At 72.9% G+C, this 20,568-nt stretch carries 10 protein-coding genes and 1 pseudogene; 6 read left to right on the top strand and 5 right to left on the bottom strand.

Going from position 1 to position 20,568, the window contains the following annotated elements; genetic code table 11:
• The first annotated feature begins 42 nt into the window (after positions 1-42).
• Both OV079_RS04765 and OV079_RS04770 read left to right on the top strand, forming a co-directional pair.
• A complete protein-coding gene (locus tag OV079_RS04765; RefSeq protein ID WP_267766500.1) occupies positions 43-1,959 on the top strand; it encodes a glutamate-cysteine ligase family protein in 1,917 nt (638 codons plus the stop codon).
• Positions 1,943-3,178, top strand: a complete 1,236-nt coding sequence (locus OV079_RS04770) for a succinylglutamate desuccinylase/aspartoacylase family protein (RefSeq protein ID WP_267766501.1) — start codon at positions 1,943-1,945, stop codon at positions 3,176-3,178. The genes OV079_RS04765 and OV079_RS04770 overlap by 17 nt, the downstream gene beginning before the upstream one ends.
• Positions 3,179-3,310: 132 nt before the next feature.
• On the opposite strand, the gene OV079_RS04775 is transcribed toward OV079_RS04770, so the two are convergent.
• The 4 genes from OV079_RS04775 to OV079_RS04790 form a co-directional block, all read right to left on the bottom strand.
• Positions 3,311-5,332 (bottom strand): serine hydrolase domain-containing protein, encoded by a 2,022-nt coding sequence (locus OV079_RS04775; protein ID WP_267766502.1) that lies wholly within the window; start codon positions 5,330-5,332, stop codon positions 3,311-3,313.
• Positions 5,333-5,605: 273 nt separating this feature from the next.
• Positions 5,606-7,531 (bottom strand): ICP22 family protein, encoded by a 1,926-nt coding sequence (locus OV079_RS04780; protein WP_267766503.1) that lies wholly within the window; start codon positions 7,529-7,531, stop codon positions 5,606-5,608.
• A 452-nt stretch (positions 7,532-7,983) separates the two neighbouring features.
• The gene (locus OV079_RS04785; protein ID WP_267766504.1) at positions 7,984-9,114 is read right to left on the bottom strand and encodes an epoxide hydrolase family protein; all 1,131 of its coding nucleotides are present in this window, start codon (positions 9,112-9,114) and stop codon (positions 7,984-7,986) included.
• Positions 9,115-9,184: 70 nt separating this feature from the next.
• A complete protein-coding gene (locus OV079_RS04790) occupies positions 9,185-10,414 on the bottom strand; it encodes an alpha/beta hydrolase (RefSeq protein WP_267766505.1) in 1,230 nt (409 codons plus the stop codon).
• 415 nt (positions 10,415-10,829) lie between these two features.
• Here OV079_RS04790 and OV079_RS04795 point away from each other — a divergent pair, with 415 nt between their 5' ends.
• Entirely contained in the window at positions 10,830-11,546 is a 717-nt protein-coding gene (locus OV079_RS04795; RefSeq protein WP_267766506.1) for a helix-turn-helix transcriptional regulator, read from the top strand.
• Between the two features lie 263 nt (positions 11,547-11,809).
• Here the strand turns inward: OV079_RS04795 and OV079_RS04800 are convergent, their stop codons facing one another.
• The gene (locus OV079_RS04800) at positions 11,810-13,132 is read right to left on the bottom strand and encodes a hypothetical protein (protein WP_267766507.1); all 1,323 of its coding nucleotides are present in this window, start codon (positions 13,130-13,132) and stop codon (positions 11,810-11,812) included.
• Positions 13,133-13,325: 193 nt separating this feature from the next.
• Between OV079_RS04800 and OV079_RS04805 the strand changes: the two genes are divergently transcribed.
• The 3 genes and pseudogenes from OV079_RS04805 (at position 13,326) to OV079_RS04810 (ending at position 20,568) form a co-directional block, all read left to right on the top strand.
• Positions 13,326-14,765, top strand: coding sequence for a transcription-repair coupling factor family protein (locus tag OV079_RS04805; RefSeq protein WP_267766508.1), 1,440 nt, complete (start codon positions 13,326-13,328; stop codon positions 14,763-14,765).
• 96 nt (positions 14,766-14,861) lie between these two features.
• A pseudogene (mfd, locus tag OV079_RS57270) lies at positions 14,862-16,784 on the top strand (transcription-repair coupling factor); the annotation flags it as partial.
• 718 nt (positions 16,785-17,502) lie between these two features.
• Positions 17,503-20,568 carry a serine/threonine-protein kinase gene (locus OV079_RS04810; RefSeq protein ID WP_267766509.1) on the top strand — a complete coding sequence of 1,022 codons (3,066 nt, stop codon included), beginning with the start codon at positions 17,503-17,505 and terminating at the stop codon, positions 20,566-20,568.

Consider the following 20,568-nt stretch of genomic DNA (forward strand, 5'->3'; position numbering starts at 1 on the left):
GCCGCCGATCCGACCCGCGATACCCTGCGCCCGGATACGCCCATGGGTGAACAAAACATCTCCACGTCCGACGACGACCAGCTGCGCAATTTCATGAAGAAGCTCCTCGACGACGTGGTCGCGCTCGAGCGGCTGCTCGAGACCGATCGCTTCGAGACCGGCGTGCGCCGGGTCGGCGCCGAGCAAGAGATGTTCCTCGTCGACCGCAGCCTGCGGCCCGCCTCCGTGGTGATGGAGGTGCTCGAGCGGGCCCAGGATCCGCGCCTCACCACCGAGCTCGCGCGCTTCAACCTCGAGGCCAACCTGTCGCCGCAGGTGTTCAACGCCGCCTGCCTGCGCCGCATGGAGGACGAGCTCAACGAGGTCGTCGGGGTCGCCCGCGACGCCGCGCGCCACTGCGGCGCCGACATCCTGCTCACCGGCATCCTGCCGACGCTGCGCAAGGCCGACCTCGGGCTCGACAACATGACGCCCAAGCCGCGCTACCTCGAGCTCAACCGCACCCTGCGGCGGCTCCGCGGCGACGACTTCCACGTGCTGATCCGCGGCATCGAGGAGCTCGAGACGACGCACGACAACGTGATGCTCGAGTCGTGCAACACGAGCTTCCAGGTCCACTTCCAGGTCAGCCCGCGCGAGTTCGCCAAGTTCTACAACCTCGCTCAGGCGGTCACCGGCCCGCTGCTGGCCGCGGCCGTCAACTCGCCGGTGCTGCTCAAGCACCGCCTGTGGCACGAGACGCGCATCGCCCTGTTCGAGCGCTCGGTCGACACGCGCTCGCAGATCCGGGTCGACCGCGCCGCGCGCCCGCGCGTCCACTTCGGCGACGGGTGGATCCAGCAGAGCGTGCTCGAGATCTTCCGCGAGGACATCGCCCGCTTCCGGATCCTGATCGCCAACGCGATCGACGAGGACCCGATGCAGGTGATCGAGCGCGGCGGGATCCCGCAGTTCGGCGCGCTGCGCCTGCACAACGGCACCGTGTACCGCTGGAACCGCGCCTGCTACGGCCTGAGCGGCGACAAGGCCCACCTGCGCATCGAGAACCGCGTGCTGCCGTCGGGCCCGACGGTCCTCGACGAGGTCGCCAACGCGGCGTTCTTCTTCGGCATGATGGCCGCGCTGGCCGAGGACGAGCGGCCTGTCTTCAAGGACATGTCCTTCGAGGAGGCCAAGAACAACTTCTTCAACGCCGCGCGCGACGGCCTCAAGGCCCAGCAGTCGTGGAAGGGCCGCACGATGTCGGCGCAGGAGCTGATCCTGAACGAGCTGCTGCCGACGGCCCGCTGGGGCCTGCAGCACGTCAAGGTCGACGGCAGCGACATCGACCGCTACCTCGGCACGATCGAGGAGCGCGTCCGCAAGGGCACGACCGGCGCGCAGTGGATGCTCAACTCGCTGCACGCGATGGGCGAGCAGGGCACCTCGGACGTCCGCTACCGCACGCTGTCGTCGGCGATGCTCACCAACCAGAAGAGCGGCGCGCCGGTGCACACGTGGGAGACGGCGCGGCTCGAGGGCGAGCCGAAGACCTGGCGCGACTCGTACCAGACGGCCGGTCAGTTCATGTCGACCGACATCTTCACGGTCCAGCCGAGCGACATCATCGACCTCGCGGCCAACATCATGGACTGGAAGAAGATCCGGCACATCCTCGTGGAGGACGAGGAGGGCCGGCTGGTCGGCCTGCTGTCGCACCGCGCGCTGATCCGCATGGTCGCCCGCGGCGCCCGCGGGGCCCAGGACAACGCCACGGTCGCGCAGCTGATGGTCAAGAACCCGCTGACGATCGGCCCGGAGATGCCGACGCTCGAGGTGATGAAGCTGATGCGCGAGCGCGGCATCTCGTGCCTGCCGGTGGTCGAGGGCGACAAGCTGGTCGGCGTGATCACCGAGCGCGACCTCATCGACGTGTCGGCCAAGCTGCTCGAGAGCTACCTGCGTGACGCTCAGCAGTAGCGCGCCGCCGTCTCCGCCGGCCGAGGCCCCGGGCGCGCGCCCCCGCGTGCTCGGGCGCTACGACACCGGGCGCCCCGGGCCCACGGTCGTGTGCATCGGGGCGCTCCACGGCAACGAGCCGGCTGGCCTTTCGGCCATCTCGCGCGTGCTCGCCCGCCTGCGCGCGGACGACGTGCCGCTGCGCGGCCGGATCGTCGGCGTGAGCGGCAACCGGCGCGCGCTGGCGGAGGGCCGGCGCTTCGTCGACCGCGACCTCAACCGCCGCTGGACCCCGGAGAACATCGCCCGGATCGCCCAGGGCACCGTCGAGACGGCCGAGGACCAGGAGACCCGCGAGCTGCTGGCGGTGTTCCTGCCGCTGCTGCGCCACGGGCCGGTCAGCTTCATCGACCTCCACAGCACGTCGAGCCTGTCGACGCCGTTCTCGTGCATGGCCGACGTGCTGCGCAACCGGCCGCTGGCGCTGGCGCTGCCGATCCCGGTGGTGCTCGGGCTCGAGGAGGTCATCGAGGGCTCGATGCTCGGCTACCTGTGCGACCTCGGCCACGTCGGGGTGGCGGTCGAGGGCGGACAGCACGACGACCCGCGCACGATCGACTTCCACGAGTCGGCGCTGCTGCTCATGCTGGTCGCCGCCGGCTCGCTCGAGCCGCGCCACGTGCCCGACCTCGCGGCCCACCGCGCCCGCCTCGCGGCCGGGGGCGACGGCATGCCGGCGGTCTGCGAGATCCGCCACCGCCACGTCGTGCGGTCCGAGGACGAGCCGTTCGTGATGGCGCCGGGCTTCGTCAACTTCCAGATCGTCGAGCGCGGCCAGGTCGTCGCCGACGACCGCCGCGGCCCCGTGCGCATGCCCGAGACCGGCCTCATGATGCTGCCGCGCTACCAGGGCCAGGGCGACGACGGCTTCTTCGTCGCCCGCCCGGTGACGCGCAACGCCCTGCGCCTGTCGGCGGCGCTGCGGACGCTGCGGCTCGACGTGCTGGTGCCGTACCTGCCCGGCGTGTCGCGCGACCCGAACCGCGCGGACCACTTCATCGCCGATCCGGCGATCGCCCGCGTGGCCGTGAAAGAAGTGTTCCACCTGTTCGGCTACCGCCACGAGCGCGCGCAGGCCGAGCAGCTGGTGTTCAGCCGCAGGAGCCCCGCGGCGAGGCCGGTGCTGCCCGCCGAGCTGGCGCCGCTGCTGCGCGCGAGCGAAGAGTCGACGGAAGGGTGAACCGGCGGGGCGCCCGCGGCCTGGGTCCGGATCGCCGACGCCGTCGCGAGGGCGCAAGAGCATGTCGTTCAGGACATGCGCGTCGATTCATGTTCGAATGAACATGTCCGAACGATCTGGTAAAACGGCACGTCAGCGCTCGGAGGGCGTGAACGTGTACTCGTGCTGGGCGTCGCGCAGGATCAGCGTGCGCTCCGGGCCGACCACGAACTCGGCGCCGGTGAAGCCTGGGAGGGCGAGGACGAAGGCCTGGGTGCCGTCCGGGTAATTGCGCGAGCCGACCTCGCCGGCGAACTCGCCGAAGTCGAACGTCGTGCGTGCGCCGGCGGTGACGGCGATCTGGCCGATCGCGGCGTTGTGGTAGCGGGGGGCCAGCTCGGCGGCCGCGGCCGGATCTGCGGGCAGGGTGAGCGACTTGCGCTCGGCCGCCAGTTCTTCGAGGTACTGCTGCGTCTCCACGGCGAGCCCGGCCTCCGCCTCGGGGCGGCCGGCGAACAGCTGCTCGAGCAGCTTGCGGCGGAACGCGGACACGATCAGCCAGCCGGGGTCGCCGTTGGTCAGGATCACCGCGCCCACCTGCTGCTCGGGCAGCCACATGACGTCGCTGTAGAAGCCGAACAGCATGCCGCCGTGGTGCACGAGCGGGACGCCGTGGTCGTCGGCGCTGACCAGGCCCATGCCGTAGGACTGGTCGATGTCGACGCGGACCTGCGGCGCGCGGCGGGCCAGCAGCGCGCTCTTGTCGATGTACGTCGCGCCGCCGGGCAGCTTGCCCTCGGCGAGCTCCATCTTCACGAGCTTCAGCAGGTCGTTCACGGTGCTCCACGCGCCGCCGGTCGGGCGCAGCGGGATCACGGTGTGGTTGAGCTGCGGCAGCGCGAGCTGCTGCTTGCCGTCGAGGTCGCGCGCGTGCTCGCGGGCGAGCGGGCCGCGCTTCGCCTTCGCGGGATCGAAGGTGGTCGCGCGCATGTCGAGCGGGTCGAACACCAGAGTCTGCATCGCGCGGTCGTAGGCGGCGCCGAGCTCCAGCTCGGGGAACTGGAAGTGGCCGCCGAGGAACCCGGCCGCGGCGGCCATCGGGTTCGAGTACTGGTACAGCTCGCCGAACTCGCTGGTCGGTTGCATCGTCGCCAGCGCTGCCACTGCGCGCTCCGGCGTCGCGGTCTCGAACAGCCACTCGAGGTCCTGGCGCGGCATGCCTGTGCAGGCGCAGATCAGGTGCTGGATCTGCACCTTGCGCGTCGTCTCCGCGTCGCCGAGCGCGAACGTCGGCAGCAGCGTGGTCGCGGGCGTGTCCCAGGCGAGCTTGCCGGCGTCGACCAGCTTCGCCAGCATCAGCGTCGTCAGCTGCTTGGTGTTCGAGGCGATCATGAAGCGCGTGTCGGCGTCGACCGGGGCCGGTTTGCCGAGCTCGCGCACGCCGACGCCGCCGGCGAACACGACCTCGCCGCGCTCGAGCAGGCCGAACGCCACGCCGGGCACGCCGGTGACCTCGCGGGCGCGCGCGACGAAGCCGCGCAGCTCGGCGATCGCCGCGGGGTCGAGCGGGCGCGCCGGCTTGCCCGCGAACGACTCGCGCTCCTGGCCGCGGGGCAGCAGGCGGCCGACGATCCGCCCGGTCTCCGACCGCCGCTTGTCGAGCACCTCCCACGCGAGGTCGTGGACGATCACCGTCCAGCCCTGGCCGCCGCGGCGCGCCTCGGCGATCAGGTCGCGGCGGGTGTTCGGCGAGGTCTGGTAGGTGAACACGTGGCGCTCGGTCCAGCCGTCGAGGTCGGGCGCGACGAGGCGGGCCTTGAGCGGCAGCTGCAGCGCCGGGTCGTAGGCCGCCAGCGCGGCGGCGACTGCGGTGTCGGCGGTGTCGGCCGCGACGTCGATCAGCGCGACGTGGCTGCCGCCCTCCGGGGCCGTGAGCACCGTCGTCGGGCCGCGCACGGACAGGGTCCAGCCGGCGGGCGCGATGAAGGTGTTGCCGGTGACGGTGGTGCGCGGCGCGTCGGCGGTCAGGCGTTCGGGCGCGGCCGCCGGGGTCGGCGTGGGTTCAGCGGCGGGCTTCGGCGTCGGGGTCCTCGCGGTGACGGCGGGCGCCGGGGCTTCGGCGCCGGACGGGCCGCAGGCGGCGAGGAGGAGCGCGAGGGCGACGGTGGCACGCATGCCGCGAGGGTACCGCGCCCGTTCGCCCGACGACACTGCCGCTCGTCTCTGGCGCGTCGAGGTGTCGCGCTGGCATGGCGATAGCGACACGATGAGCGCACGACACCCGAAGCGGCGAGGAGGATCGGGCTGTCGCCGCCCGGCGACTTCGGGGAGTCCTCCGGATCCCAGGTCCGAGGGGTCCAACGGGCGCAGTGCTGACCTTCGGGGCGTGTCCTGACGGGCATGTTCGATGCGACATGTCTAATCAGACATGCCCGTCGGGCCATGCTCTCACTTGCGCGGCTGGATCATCTGGAAGTAGCGCTTGACGCGGCGGCGCTGCTCGGCGGGCAGGGCCTCGCTGTCGAGCGTGCTCTGGGCGAACGACTTGTAGTCGCGGTACATGTCGCGGTAGGGCGCGGACGCGAAGCCTTCCTGGCTGGCGGTCTTGATGATCTCCGCCTTGGTGGTGCCCTTGCCCTGCTTGGGGTCGACGCGGACGTCCTTCGCCTTCACCTTGAGGCCGGTGGGGTCGCCGAGCGTCTCGGCCGAGCCCTGGCCCATGCCGTCGCCCTGGGCCTGGCCGTCGCCGGCGGAGTCCTGGCCCTGGCTGTCCTGGCCGTCGCCGCCCGAGTCGCCGCTGTCTTGCGGGTCGCCGCCGTCGCCGCTGTCTTGCGGCTCGCCGCCCGAGTCGCCCTCCATCTGCATCGACGGCTCGCCGTCGCCGAGGTCGCCCTCGACCAGCAGGGTCGGGCCCTCCTTCTTGTCGCCGCGCTTGCCCTTGGCCGCCTTGGCGAACTTCTGCATCTGCTGCTTGCGCTTGTCGTCCTGCTCGCCGCCCTGGCCGGCGCGGCGCATGAAGCTCTTGGCCTCCTCGAGGTCGTCGCGGGCCTGGCCGAGGCGGCGCGACTGCGAGGCCTTGCGGGCGGCGTCGCCGGCCCCGCGGCGCAGCTGCTCGAGCGCGCGCTTCTTCTGCTGCGAGCCCTGCTGGCCCTTCTGGGCGTCGCCCGCCTGGCGGCGCAGCTCGTCGAGCTTGCGCTGGGCGGCCTTCTCGCGCTCGTGCTGGCGGCGCAGCTCTTCGACCTTCTGCTGCTGCTTCTTCAGCCGGCGCTCCTGCTCCTCGGGGTCGGCGGCGGGCTGCTCCTGCTGGCGCTTGAGCCGGCGCTCGGCCTCGGCCAGCTGCGACGCGGTGTCCGTGTTCTCGCCGGCCGCCTTGCCGAGCGCCTTCTCGGCCTGCTGCATGGCCTTCTGCAGCGAGCGCTCGGCCTCGTCGCTCGCCTCCGCCTCGGCCTCCGCGTCGGCCAGCGACTTCTCGGCCTGGTCGCCGTCGCCGCGCGCCAGCGCCTCGGCCGCGTCCTGCGTGATCTCCTCTTGCTTGAGCGCCTCGGCCAGCTGGCGCACGCCCTCGGCCAGCACCGCCGGATCTTCTTCCATGCGCGCCTCGAGCTCGGCCTCGGCCTCGGCCAGCGACTTGTCGAGCTCCTCGAGCTGGGCGTACGCGGCCTCGCGGTCGAGCTCGCCGCGCCCGTAGGCGTCGAGGATCTGCAGCATCCGCTCGGCCAGCGCGGCGGCCCGGTCCTCGCCCTCCTTGAGCGCGCGCAGGTCCTCGCGCAGCGGCTCGGCCAGGACCCGATCGGCGGGCGGCTTCTTGGCCGCGGCCTGGGCTGTCTCGGGGGGCATGTCCGAAGGGACATCATCCGCGAGCTCCGGCGGCGGCGGGCGCGGGACCAGGGTCGCCAGCACGAGCAGGGCCACCGCGGCGAGGTCGTGCGCGCGCAGCCCGGGCGGGCGCAGCGGGACGACCGGGCGCGGGTCGATCGCCGGCGCGGCCGACTCGGCGTCGGCGACGTGCAGCGCCATGAGATCGGCGGCCTCGGGGTCGCTCGTCGCGAAGCTGCCGGCGAACTCGAGCGCGTTGCCGATCAGGTCGTGGAGGCCGTAGTGGGCGTCGATCCGCCGCGCGACCCGCCGCGGCCGGGCCGGGCGCGCCACGGCGTAGACGAGCACGACGACGGCCGGGGCGAGGCCGAGCCAGGCCAGCCAGGCGGGGGCGTCGAGGCGCCGGTCCGCGACCACCGCGACGGCCGCGATGGCGCAGCCGAGCGGCAAGGCGACGCGGGTGAGCAGGGCCGCGGCGTCGGCGATGCGCTCGCGGCGAGCGGCGGCCCGCACCAGGCGGGTGACCCGCGGCGCGGCAGTGGCTGCGCGTTCGGACATGTCGCGCGGGACCTGGCTCATCGGACACCTCGCATCGGGGGCGCGCAAGGAGCTCGCCGGGATGACCGCACGGACATGTAGCGAGAGACCTGGCGCTTCGGCCATGTCATGCACCGCGGCGAGCGATCGGCGATCGGCTCGGTCGACGCTCGCCGCCCGGCAGCAGGCGGGCCCAGCGGACGCCTCTGGCCGCGGTCGCGCGCGGGCGAGAGCGAGCGGAGCAGGGCGGTCCCGGAGGCGCGGCGAGCGGGCGACACGTCCGGCCGATTCTAGCCGCAGCCGCCGAGCCCGGCGAGGACGGAGGCGGAAAACGCCGCCGGCGCCGCCGCGGCGGGCCCCGAGGCGGGGCGTCGGTCCGCGCTCGCGCGGCAAGGGCTGCGCAGCGCGGCGAAGAAGGCGCGCAGGTCGGCGAGCCGTTCGAGAGCCGCGCCCCGGGCGGCTCGCGGACGGTCTCAGCGCAGCGCGGCGAAGAAGGCGCGCAGGTCGGCGAGGAGCAGCTCGGGGACCTCGAGCGAGGCGAAGTGCCCGCCGCGGTCGTGCTCGGCCCAGAAGACGATGCGCTCGTGGTAGCGCTCGGCGAACCGGCGGACGGAGCGGAAGTCGTGGCGAAACACGGAGACGCCCATCGGCGCGGTGGTGCGGTCGGGCTTCTCCCACGCGCCGGACTTCCCGGCCTCGAAGTAGAGCGCGGCGGCGGAGCCGGCGGTCTGGGTCAGCCAGAAGATCGTGACGCCGGCGAGGAGCTGGTCGGGCGTGAGCTGGTGCGGGCGATCGCCGAAGGTGAGCAGGAGGTCGAGGTTCCACGCCAGCAGGCCCGCCGGCGAGTCGTTCAGGGCGTAGGCCAGGGCCTGCGGGCGCTTGCCCATGATCTGGTTGTAACCGTCGCGCTCGCCGAACAGCGCCAGCTCGGCGAGCCGCTCGTGCTCGTCGGGAGTGAGCGCGGCGAACTCCTCGGGGTCGCCGGAGGGGAAGGCGAAGAACTGGGTGACGTGGGCGCCGATGAGCCGCTCGGGCGCGAACAGGGCGATCTCGCGGGCGGCGATCGAGCCGAAGTCGTTGCCGTGGACGCCGAAGCGCTCGTAGCCGAGCAGGGCCATGAGCTGCACGAAGGCCCGGGCGACGCGCTCGGGGCTCCAGCCCTTGTCGCGGGTCGGGCCGGCGAAGCCGAAGCCGGGTACGGACGGCAGGACGACGTGGAAGGCGTCCTCGGGCCGCCCGCCGTGCGCGACCGGATCGGTGAGGGCGTCGATCAGGTGGACGTACTCGAGGACGGTGCCGGGCCAGCCGTGGATCAGGAGGAGCGGCCGGGCCTCGGGGTGCGGCGAGCGGACGTGGAGGAGGTGGATCGGCTGGCCGTCGATGTCGGCGATGAACTGCGGGTGACGATTGAGCGCGGCCTCGACTGCGCGCCAGTCGAAGCCGTGCTGCCAGTAGCGGCACAGGTCGCGCACGACGGCGAGCGAGGGGCCGCGCTCCCAGCCGACGTCCGGGAGCTCGCTCGGGAAACGGGTCATGGCCAGGCGCTCGCGCAGGTCGACGAGCTGGGCCTCGGGCACGGAGAGGGTGAAGGGCGTGAGGGTCATGGTGGGCTCCTTGGCGGCGAGTGGTTGTCGCCTGCCTGCGAAGGTGCTCCACCCCTCCTGACAACCCGTGTCAGCAGTGACGCGGGGGCTCGCCTGGCTCGCTCGCGCGGGCGATCGCAGGCCGCGAGCGGGCCCATAGCTCGGTGCGGGGTCGTGGGGCCTGCTGGTGCGGGCGGGACGTGGGTGACGCGACGGCGAGCGCAGGCCGCGAGCGGCGCAGGAGCTGAATCGGCGATTGCGGCCCGAGGAAGGACGGCCGATCGATGAGCCTTCTGGCAGGAATGGAGGCCGATAGCGGGCCTGCTCGCGCGCTACCCGGCGCGAGGAGGTCGGGGCTGAACGGACGCATCTGCTGGCGCCGAGCGGGCGACGTCTCGCACGGGGCGAGACCGCGAGGGGAGAGGCGGAGGTCCGTTCTATGGATGGTCGAAAGGACATGTCGTATCGGACATGTCCTTTTAAAAATGTTCTCCGGGACATGCCGTCGAGGACATGTCCCGGGAGGTTGGGTGGCGAGCCCCGCAGGGTCACGCGGCGTCGCGGGCCTCGGCGTCGGCGCGCGCGGTGAACAGCCACTCGAGGGCCTCGGGGGCGCGCTTGCGCCAGTGGTGCTCGGAGTGGGCGCCGTAGGGATCGGGGCGCCACATGAGCTCGTCGTCGCCGTAGCCGGCGGGCGGAGCTGGGAGACCAGGCGCTCGGCGTCGGACAGCATGTCGCCCTCGTGGGCGCCGGCGTCGACGTAGATCCGCGAGGGCGTGGGGCGCGGGAATTCGCCGAGTTTGTCGTAGATCTGGCGGTCGGCGACCCACAGCGAGGGCGACATACACAGGGCCGCGCCGAACACGTCGGGGCGGCGGAAGTGGGCGTAGAGCGCGGCGAGCCCGCCCATCGAGGAGCCCCCGATCGCGGTCCCGGGCGCGTCGCTCCGGACCGTGAATTCGCGCTGGATCCGCGGCGCCAGCTCGTCCGTCACCCAGTCGATCAGGTGGTCGGCCTCGCCGCGGCTGTCCTCCCACGCGAACGGCGACAATTCGTGGATTCGGTCGGCCCCGCCGTGATCGATGCCGACGATGACGGGGGCTGGCTTGCCGATGGCGTGCAGGTCGTGGGCGGCGTGGTGCAGGTACCAGCCGCCGCACATCGAGGGGTCGTCGTGAAAGATGTTCTGCCCGTCGAAGATGTAGAGCACCGGCAGCGGCGCGTCCGACCGCTCCGTGGGGAGATACACGCGGACGTGACGCTCGCCGGCGAACTTGGGCAGGCTGAACGGGCCGAGTTTGTAGATGACGTGCGTGGCCATGACGCTCTCCTGAAGAGTGCATAGTCGGATGCCGCGGGTCGGCACGCGTCGGTCAGGCGTTTCTCCTCACATCGCGGAAGAGCGGCCGTAGACGCCCGTGGACGGGCATGTCGGCGATCGCGCGGCCCCGGCAGCATGTACGCGCCGGCCGATCGCGCGATGCCCCGCGAAACCCTGGCTCACGGGCGCGAGGGCCGGGCGAACGATGGCTCGCCCGTGAAGCGCATCGGCGCAGACGAAGCTGCGATCGCCGATGCGACGGCGCGGGCGAACCTGCGGTCCCCCGTGTGACGGGTCGCCGAGCACGAAGCTCCAGCCTTGCCGGCGGGCCGGCTCCGCGAGGCTGCGTCGGCCTTCCGGCCGCGGGCTGCGGCGCTCTCGACAGAGCGGCGGCGTTCTTGCGATGGTCGCGGCGATGGACAGGACGCAGCGGCTCTTCGCGGTGATGGACGCGCTTCGCCGGCATCGCCACCCGGTCACCGCGGCGCAGCTGGCGGAGGAGCAGGGCGTGTCGGTGCGGACGCTCTACCGCGACGTGCAGACGCTGATCGGCCTCGGCGCGCCGATCGACGGCGAGGCCGGGGTCGGCTACGTCCTGCGCGCCGGCTTCTTCCTGCCGCCGCTGATGTTCACCGCCGAGGAGCTCGAGGCGCTGGTGCTGGGCGCGCGGTGGGTCGGGGGCCAGGCCGACGAGGGGCTCGCGGGGGCCGCCAGGAACGCGCTCGCCAAGATCGCCACCGCCTCGCCCGACGACCTGCGCGGGCGCATCGACGACCTCGGCCTGTGGCCGGTGGTCCTGCGCGGCGAGGCGGCGCCGGTGCCGGTGCTCGGGCTCGTGCGCCAGGCGATGCGGCAGGAGCGGGCGCTGGCGCTGCGCTACGCCGACGAGGGCGGCCGCACCAGCGAGCGCGACATCTGGCCGGTGCAGATCGCCTACTACGAGGGCAAGCAGATCGTCGCCGCCTGGTGCTGCCTGCGCGCCGCGTTCCGCCACTTCCGCACCGACCGGATCGTCGGCCTCACCGTCACCGACCGGCCCTACGGGAAGCCGCGGCGGACGCTCGGCAAGGAGTGGTACGTGGTCTGGGAGCGCGAGCGGAAGCTCCGCCACGGCGACGAGGCCGGGGCCTGACAAGCGATCGGCGATTCGCCGTCGCCGAGCCGCGAGCTGCGGCCGGATCGCAGCGCTTCAATCGCAGCGCTTCCAGGAGTGGTTCGTGGCCTGGGAGCGGAAGCTCCGCTACGGCGACGAGGCCGAGGCCTGACCGGGGCCAGCGACCGGCGATTCGCGCGGTCGAGGACCGACTGCTCTCGCGCCGGCTGGCGTCCGCCGCGGAGCGCTCGATGCATGCCCCGAAGCACATGTCCCATAGGACATGGCTTCGGGGACCTGTCCTAGGAGGCCTGTCCCTTCGCGCGGGGCGCCGGCGGGAAGGCGTTCCAGGCGGCGGGGTCGAGGGCGCCGCCGAGGCCCTGGGGGACGCCGGTGGCGAACAGCACGCGGTCGGCGCGGCGGCGGACCAGCGACGTCGTCGGCATCTTCTCCATCAGGTATTTGTTGAAGGCCGCCTCGAACTCGCGGGCGTCGGCCTCGGAGTCCCAGGCGACCATCCCGATCACCAGCGGCGTCACGTCGGGGCCGGCCTTGCGGTCGAACACCAGCAGGCGGTCGCCGCCCCAGCCGGCCGCGGCGGCGCGGGCGTCGCTGGTCGGCACCGAGTCGGCCAGCATGCACAGGAGCGTCGCCTCGCCGAGCGTGTCCTGCCACACCAGCGCGTGCTCGGGCAGGGCGGCGGCCAGCGCCTTGGGCTCGGCCTTCACGAGCACGGCAGGCTCGCGGGCGATCAGCTTGTCGACGTGCAGCATCTGCTCGCTGGTGGTCGGCAGGTCGCGGTAGAGCGCGTCGACGGCGGGCCAGCCCTTCTCGCGCACCAGCGCCGCGACCGTGGCCGCGCCGTCGGCGTAGGGCAGCTGCAGCGAGCGGTTGAGGATCGGGTGGTCGAGCATCGACGACAGGCTCAGGGCCTGATCGCCGACGGTGGCCAGGACCTCGGGCGGGATCGCCGACAGGCCGCTCGGGCCGGACACCCACGCGAGGTAGGCCGCCTGCGCGTCGCCCTCGACGAGGAAGGTGCGGGCGGTCTCGGCGTCGCTGTCGCCGGGGATCGGCTTCTGCAGCCGCAGCAGGTCGAAGTGCATGTCCTGCAGGCCGTGGGCGATCTCGTGGCCCACCACCATGTCGAGCTGCGACTCGCTGACGTGGGTGCCGATCAGCATCGCCTTCTTCTTGGGCTCGTAGATGCCCATGACGCCGAGCTCGAGCATGTCGAGCAAGATCTGCTCGCCGTCGGCGCCGGGCGGCAGCACCCCGAGGCTGGCCTCGATGCGGGTGAACAGCCGGATCTCGTCGCGGCTGTGGTGCTCGTACATCGACTTCTCGGCGAACAGGCGCACGTCGCCGCGGCTCAGCACCTCGACCGCCACGCCGCCGGTGATCGGCAGGCCGCGGGCGGCGGCCACCGCCTCCATGATCTTCTTGGTGAGCGCCTCGGCCCGCGGCTGCGACATGCCGCCGGCGGTCGCGGAGGAGCTGGCCGGAGGGGCATGTCCCGAAGGACTGGTGGTCTCCGGGTCGGCGGCCACCGCCGGGCCGCTGGGCGCGCCGTGACCGCAGGCCAGCGCGGCGATCAGCGCGAGCGGGAGGCCGCGATCGTGCACCTCACGCCGCGAGGTCGGCGATCGCCGCTGAGGTCGCTCGCGGCCGCGGTGATCGGCCGCGGACGGAGGCTCGCACCTTCGGCGCGTGACGGCGGCGCAGACTCACGGCGGGTTCGCAGGGCAGTGCGGCGCAACACGACGAGCAGGGTAGCGGGGGCGGGGCGGCGCCGCTACCCTCCCGCGGGCTTCGGTCGTGCCCGTTCGTCCTGCGTCCACCCACCCGCCGCGCGCAAGCACCATCGTCCCCGGCGATCCGCTGGAGCGCGTGCTCACGGCGGTGCGCGAGGGCAGCGACGTGCGGCTCGTCGGCGCCGTCGGCGGCTTCCGCGGCTACGCGCTGGCGATGGCGGCCAGTCGGGCCGAGGCGCCGGTGTTCGCGGTCGCCCCGGACGAGGCGAGCGCGCGGGCGCTGGCGGGCGACGCGGCGTTCTTCCTCGGCGCCCCGCTGCGCGACGCGTGCGACGGCCCGGTGCTGGTGGTGCCCGAGATCGACACGTCGCCGTACGCCGACGCCGCGGCCGACCCGCGGACGATGGCGCTGCGGCTGGCGGCGCTGTTCCGCCTGGTCGACAGCCAGAGCGAGCCGCCGAAGCTGATCGTCGCCAGCGTCCGTTCGCTGCGAAGGCGGGTGATCCCGCCGCCGCAATTCCAGGAGCTGTGCACGCGCTGGGACGAGGGCGACGAGCTGCCGCGCGAGGCCGCGATCGCGGCGCTGCAGCGGGCCGGCTACACCCGCGTCGACGTGGTCGAGGACCCCGGGACCTACGCGGTCCGCGGCGGCGTGATCGACCTGTTCGTCGGCTGCGCCCGCTTCCCCACGCGGGTCGAGTTCGACGACGACATCATCGAGCGCCTGCGCCTGTTCGACCCCGAGTCGCAGCGCAGCCTGCGGCAGGTCCACTCGGTGGCGATCCACCCGGTGCGCGAGACGGTGGCGACCACTTCGGCCTCGCTGCGCACGCGGGTGCTGGCGCTGGCCGACGCCGCCCTGGCGCCGTCGAGCAAGAGCCGGCAGATCGTCGACAACCTCGAGCAGGGCCTCGAGTTCTTCGGCGTCGAGGCGCTGACGCCGATCTTCCACGACACGATGGCGCCGCTGTGGGACTACCTGCCGCGCGGGACCCGGTGGGTCATCGAGGAGCCCGACGCGCTCGTGGGGGTCGCCGAGGAGCAGGCGCAGGAGACCGCCGAGCAGCACGGGCGCGCCCTCGCCGAGCGCGGCGTGGTCGCCCCGCCCGAGCAGTTCTTCGTCCCCGAGGCCGACCTCGGCCGCCGCCTGCGCGCCGCCCCGGTGGTGCTGACCCGGCTGCTGGTCGAGGGCGAGGCGGCCGAGGCGGATGAATCCGGGGACAGGTCCGAAGGGGCAGGCTCAAGGGGCATGCCCCGAAGGGCAGGTCCAAACAGACAGCCGAGGAGCGGCCGGCGGTGTGGCTGCAGGTCGGCTCGAACAAGCCGCTGCGGACCGCGCTCGAGGCGTCGCGGGCCGACCGCAGCGGCGAGGCGATGCGCCCGCTGGTCGACCAGATCCGCGCGCTGCAGGCCGAGACGCCCAGCGCCGCCGGCGACCTCGGCGAGCTGCTGCCGTGGACGGTGCTGCTGGTGGTGCCCGGGCGAGCCCAGGTCGACCGCCTGATCGGGGCCCTGCGCGGCCACGGCCTCGCCCGAGGCGCTGCCGCCCGAGCTGGCGCCGATCGAGCTGCGGGCGCCCACGGCGAGCACGCGGCTGTACGTGGCCACGGGCGAGCTCAGCGAGGGCTTCGACTACGCGGCCGCGCGCCTCCTGGTGCTGTCGGAGCTCGACCTGTTCGGCAAGTCGACCCGGCGGGCCCAGTCGCGCCGGCGCACCGGCCTGTCGAGCCTGTCGCAGCTCGGGGTCGGCGACTACGTGGTGCACCTGCAGCACGGCGTCGGCCGCTACGCCGGGCTCGTGCAGCTGCAGCTCGGCGGGGCGCCCGGCGACTACGTGCAGCTCGAGTACGCGGGCGGCGACAAGCTGTACCTGCCGGTCTACCGCCTGTCGGAGATCGAGCGCTACGTCGCGGCCGAGGGCAAGCCGCCGAAGCTCGACAAGATGGGCGGCAGCACCTTCCTGGTCAAGGCCAACAAGGTCAAGACCGAGGTGCGGCAGATGGCCGAGGAGCTGCTGCAGATCTACGCCCAGCGCGAGTCGACGCCCGGCACCTCGTACCCGGGGCCCGACGAGTACGACCAGTCGTTCGCCGACAGCTTCCCGTTCCAGGAGACGCCCGACCAGGAGACGGCGATCGACGCGGTCCAGGGCGACCTCGGCCGCGCCCGCCCGATGGACCGCCTGATCTGCGGCGACGTCGGCTTCGGCAAGACCGAGGTCGCGCTGCGGGCGGCCTTCCGCGTGGCCCAGAACGGCCGCCAGGTCGCAGTCCTGGCGCCGACGACGGTGCTCGTGCAGCAGCACGGCATCACCTTCCGCGAGCGCCTGGCGCCGTTCGACCTGCGCGTCGAGGTGCTGAACCGCTTCAGCAGCGACCGCCAGCAGAAGCGCGTGATCGAGGGCATCGCCGCCGGCGAGGTCGACGTCGTCGTCGGCACCCACCGCCTGCTCGGCAAGGACGTCCGCTTCAAGGACCTCGGCCTGCTCGTCATCGACGAGGAGCAGCGGTTCGGGGTGGCGCAGAAGGAGCGGTTCAAGAAGTTCAAGGCCCAGGTCGACGTGCTGACGATGTCGGCCACGCCGATCCCGCGGACGCTCCACATGTCGCTGCTCGGCCTGCGCGAGATCAGCATGATCCGCACGCCGCCGGTCGACCGCCTGGCCGTGCGCACGGCGATCGTCCGGATCGGCGACGCGGTGATCGAGGAGGGCATCACCCGCGAGCTGGCCCGCGGCGGGCAGGTGTTCTACGTGGTGCCGAAGATCCTCGGCATCGAGGAGCACGCGGTCCGGATCCGCGAGCTCGTGCCGCACGCCCGCGTGCTGGTCGCCCACGGCCAGATGCCGGAGGAGATGCTCGAGCGGACGATGCTCGAGTTCGTCGAGCACCGCGCCGACGTGCTGGTGTCGACGACGATCATCGAGAGCGGGCTCGACATCCCGCGCGCCAACACGATGTTCATCGCCCACGCCGACCAGTTCGGCCTGGCCCAGCTGTACCAGCTGCGCGGCCGCGTCGGCCGCAGCAAGCAGCGGGCGCACTGCTACCTGATGGTGCAGGCGCTCGAGCGGCTGGCGCCCGAGGCGCGCCGGCGGCTCGAGGCGATCCAGCGCCACGCGGAGCTCGGCTCGGGCTTCGGGGTGGCGGTCCACGACCTCGAGATCCGCGGCGCCGGCGAGCTGCTGGGGGCGCGCCAGAGCGGGCAGATCCAGGCGATCGGCTTCGACGCGTACGCCCGGATCCTGCAGGAGGCGGTGGCCGAGCTGCGCGGCGAGCCGATCCTGCGGGAGACCGACCCGGAGATCGCGTTCGACAGCCCGGCCTACCTGCCGGAGGCTTACGTGCGCGACGTCGGGCAACGCCTCGACCTGTACCGCCGGCTGTCGGCGGCCCGCGACCGCGACGCGGTCGAGGATGTGATGGCCGAGATCATCGACCGCTACGGCGAGGCGCCGCTCGAGGCGGAGCACCTCGGGCTGGTGATGATCTGCAAGACCTACGGGCGCCGACTCGGGGCGCTCGCGGTCGAGCTGAAGGGCACGCGCCTGGCGGTCCGCCTCGGGCCCGACACGCCCCTGTCCGGAGAGACAGCCGGCCGCCTCGGCGCCACGACCCACGGCAAGTTCAAGCTGCAGGGCGACCGCGTGGTCGCGACGGTGCCCGAGGCGCGCGGGCCCGACCGCCGCACCCAGCTCAAGGTCGCGGTGGCGGCGCTGGCCGAGCTGGCGCAGATCGCCGGAGCAAACCGACTGCGCCGGCCAAGAGCGCTAGCTCTCGCGCGCTCCGCGGCGCGGTCATACCATTTCGCGGAGTGCACATTCGCGGCGACAATGTGCAATGCGGGTGGTCCCATTGGCCGCAGTCGGGGTCTGGCGCCGGGGCCTCCGGTCCACGCGGTGAGGCCGCTACGACCCTATGGGGGGCCTTCCCGGGTGGGATCGTGTGCGCGCATGGGTGCTCGGAGCCGCGCCCGTGGAGAAATGCGGCGGAGGGGGCGGAGTTCGCCCGGTCTGCGATCGGCAGGATCTCGCGGCGTCGGGTTATCGCCGGGGCAGTCGTCCGTGTCGCGCTCGCGGCGCCTGACGCCGCGCCCGGGGCCGCACGCCTTGGTATACAATCCGCGGCGATGCTGCCGAGCTCACCCGGGCGTCCGCTGCGTGTGGGGGCCACCCGCCCCGGCAACGCAGTGCAGGCGTTCGGCGCCGCTCGAACACGCGAGGGCTCCACGTCGTGACGCTGATGTTCCAGCAAGCGCGCGACTCGCTGCAGTGCCCGTACTGCGCCGAGCTGCACGCCGAGGACGTCGAGGTCTGCCCGATCTCGGGCGAGGCGGTGCTGCTCGACCAGAAGTACCGGCTCAAGCGCCTGCTCGGCGAGGGCAGCTTCGGCCTGGTGTGGGACGCCCGCAACATCGACACGCAGAAGGAAGTCGCGATCAAGTCGCTGCGCGCCGAGGTCGTCAGCGACCCGGCCGTGCTCGCGCGCTTCTTCTGGGAGGCGACCGCGGCCGGGCGCGTCCACAACCCGCACGTCTGCGACGTCCTCGACCTCGTCAAGAGCAGCGCGCACGGGCCGTACATCGTGCTCGAGCGGCTGTCGGGGCGCTCGCTCGAGTCGCTGATCCTCGAGGAGGGCAAGCTGCAGCCCGACCTCGCGGTGCACTTGATGCGCCAGGCGCTGGTCGGGCTCGAGGCGGTCCACCGCGCCGGCATCGTCCACCGCGACATCAAGCCGGAGAACATCTACCTGCACGAGGCCGGCGACGACCGCGTGATGGTCAAGCTGCTCGACTTCGGCATCTCCAAGTTCTCGGCCGCCTCCGGCGGCAGCAAGTCGCGCACCGCCGCCGACCTGTTCATGGGCACGCCCGAGTACATGTCGCCCGAGCAGGCCCGCGGCGCCGCGTTCGTCGACCCGCGCACCGACATCTGGGCGATCGGCGCCATCTTGTACCGGGCGCTGGCGGGCGCGCCGGTGTTCACGGGGCCCGACGTGCCGTCGGTGCTGACCGCGATCCTGCACTTCCCGCACGTGCCGATCGCCGAGCGCGCGCCGGGCCTGTCGGCCGAGCTGGCGGCGGTCATCGAGCGGTGCCTGAGCAAGGATCGCGAGCAGCGGTTCGCCTCGTGCCTCGAGCTGCGCGCCGCGCTCGAGCCGTTCGAGGGCGCGTACGCCTCGGTGTCGCCCGACAACTCGTTCGGCCGGACCGAGCGCTCCGGCCTGCTGACGGTGATGGAGGTGGCGGCCCAGGTGCCGGCCGACTCCGAGACGTCGGGGGGCCGCCGCGCCGACGTCAGCGCGCCGCGGCAGGTGGCGCCGCCGGGCGACCACGTGATCATCGCCCACGGCCGCGGCGACCGGCGGTGGTTCGACCACCTGCGCGAGCACCTGCGGTCGCACCGCGACACCGCGGGGCTCGGGATCTGGAACGCCGGCGACTCGTCGTCGCGGGCGTCTCGCATCGACGTGCTGGCCGAGGCGTTCGCGCGCGCCAGGGCGGTGATCCTGCTGATCTCGCCGCGCTTCCTCGCCGAGGAGCTGGCGCCCGGCGGCGAGCTGTACTCGCTGGTGGTGATGGCCCAGGAGCGCGGCCTGCCGGTGCTGTGGCTGATGGTCAGCGAGACGCCCTACGAGGGCACCGACCTGCTCGACTTCCGCACGCTCGGCGACCCGTCGCAGCCGCTCGACCGCCTGTCGGCGACCGACGCCGACCGCGTGCTCGAGCAGATCTGCGAGCAGCTGGTGGTCAGCCTCGGCCTGCCGCAGACGGCCCCGCCGCGCGGCGGCACCAAGATCGGCGTGCCGGTCGGCGACACCCGCCTCGACAACATCCGCGACCTCGAGCAGCGCATCGAGGCCGCGCGCGCCCGCAAGGCCCGGCTCGAGGCGCTCGGCGAGGACACGCGCGAGATTCACGAGGAGATCAAGACGCTGCGCCGGTCGCTGCGGATGGGCCGGCCGCTGCACCGCGGCGACGTGCTCGACGAGCGCTTCATGGTGCTCGAGCAGCTCGGCGCCGGCGGCTTCGCCACGGTGTGGCGCGCGCTCGATCAGACGACCGACACCGAGGTGGCGCTCAAGGTGCTGCACGCGCAGCACGTGCACAACGCCGAGCGACGCGAGCGCTTCTTCCGCGGCGCGCGCATCATGGCGCAGCTCGAGCACCCCAACATCGTCCGTATCATCGAGCCCTCGGCCAGCGACGGCGAGTACGAGTACTTCGCCATGCAGTTCGTCCAGGGCGGCAACCTGCGCGACGCGGTGATGAGCGGGCGGCTGTCGGTCAGCAAGCGGCTGCAGATCCTGCTGGCGGTGGCCGACGCGCTGGCGTTCGCCCACGAGCGCGGGATCTTCCACCGCGACGTGAAGCCGAGCAACATCCTCGTCGCCGACGACTTCTCGCCGTACCTCACCGACTTCGATCTGGTACGCGCCGAGGACACCACCGGCGGCACCGCGGGCGGGCTCGGGACGGTCATCTACGCCGCGCCCGAGATGATGGAGCGGGCCAGCGAGGCCGACGCCCGCGCCGACGTGTACGGCCTCGGGATGACGCTGGCGTTCCTGTTCTACGAGCGCGACCTGACGATGGACGTCATCCGCAACACCGACCGGCTGATCGGCGAGCTGAGCGTGCCGGAGTCGATCCGCATGGTCATCCGCACCGCGATCACGTGGAACCGCGAGCACCGGTTCCGCACCGCGGCGGAGTTCCGCGCCGCCCTGTCCGCGGCCGTGGCCCGGCGCGAGCCGCAGCCGTCGGGCGTCGACGGCCGCACCGCCACGTTGCTGGCCGCCAGCGCGTCGGTGATGGAGGAGACGCTGCGGCCGATCAACACGCCGCTCCAGCCCGTGCCGCCGCGGCCGGTCGACTCGTCGCTCGGGATCGCCGAGATCGAGGAGGTCGACGAGGTCGACACGATCGAAGAGCTGGCGGCCGACGCGGTCGAGCTCGACGAGTCGCCGCCGGTCAAGCGCGAGCGGCCCGTGACGCAGCCGCCCAAGCGTGGCAACGTGTCGCTGGTCAAGGCGTTCGCGGCGATCGCCGAGGAGTCGGACGCGCTCGGCGAGACGGCGGTGTCCGAGGTGTTCTCGGCGCTCGAGGTGCACGAGGTGGTGGCGTCGCACAGCGAGCCGCCGGCGCCCGAGGTCATGTCGTCGCGCTCGCTGCCGAGCCAGCCGCTGCCGCTCGACGACGAGACGCTGCCCGACTGGCCGCCGCGGATGTCGGCGGGCACGATCGCGGCGGTGACGGTCGGCGGGCTGGCGCTGGTCGTGATCGCCTACATGATGTTCGGCGGCTAG

The organism is Nannocystis pusilla (assembly GCF_026626665.1).
GTDB lineage: Bacteria > Myxococcota_A > Polyangia > Nannocystales > Nannocystaceae > Nannocystis > Nannocystis pusilla.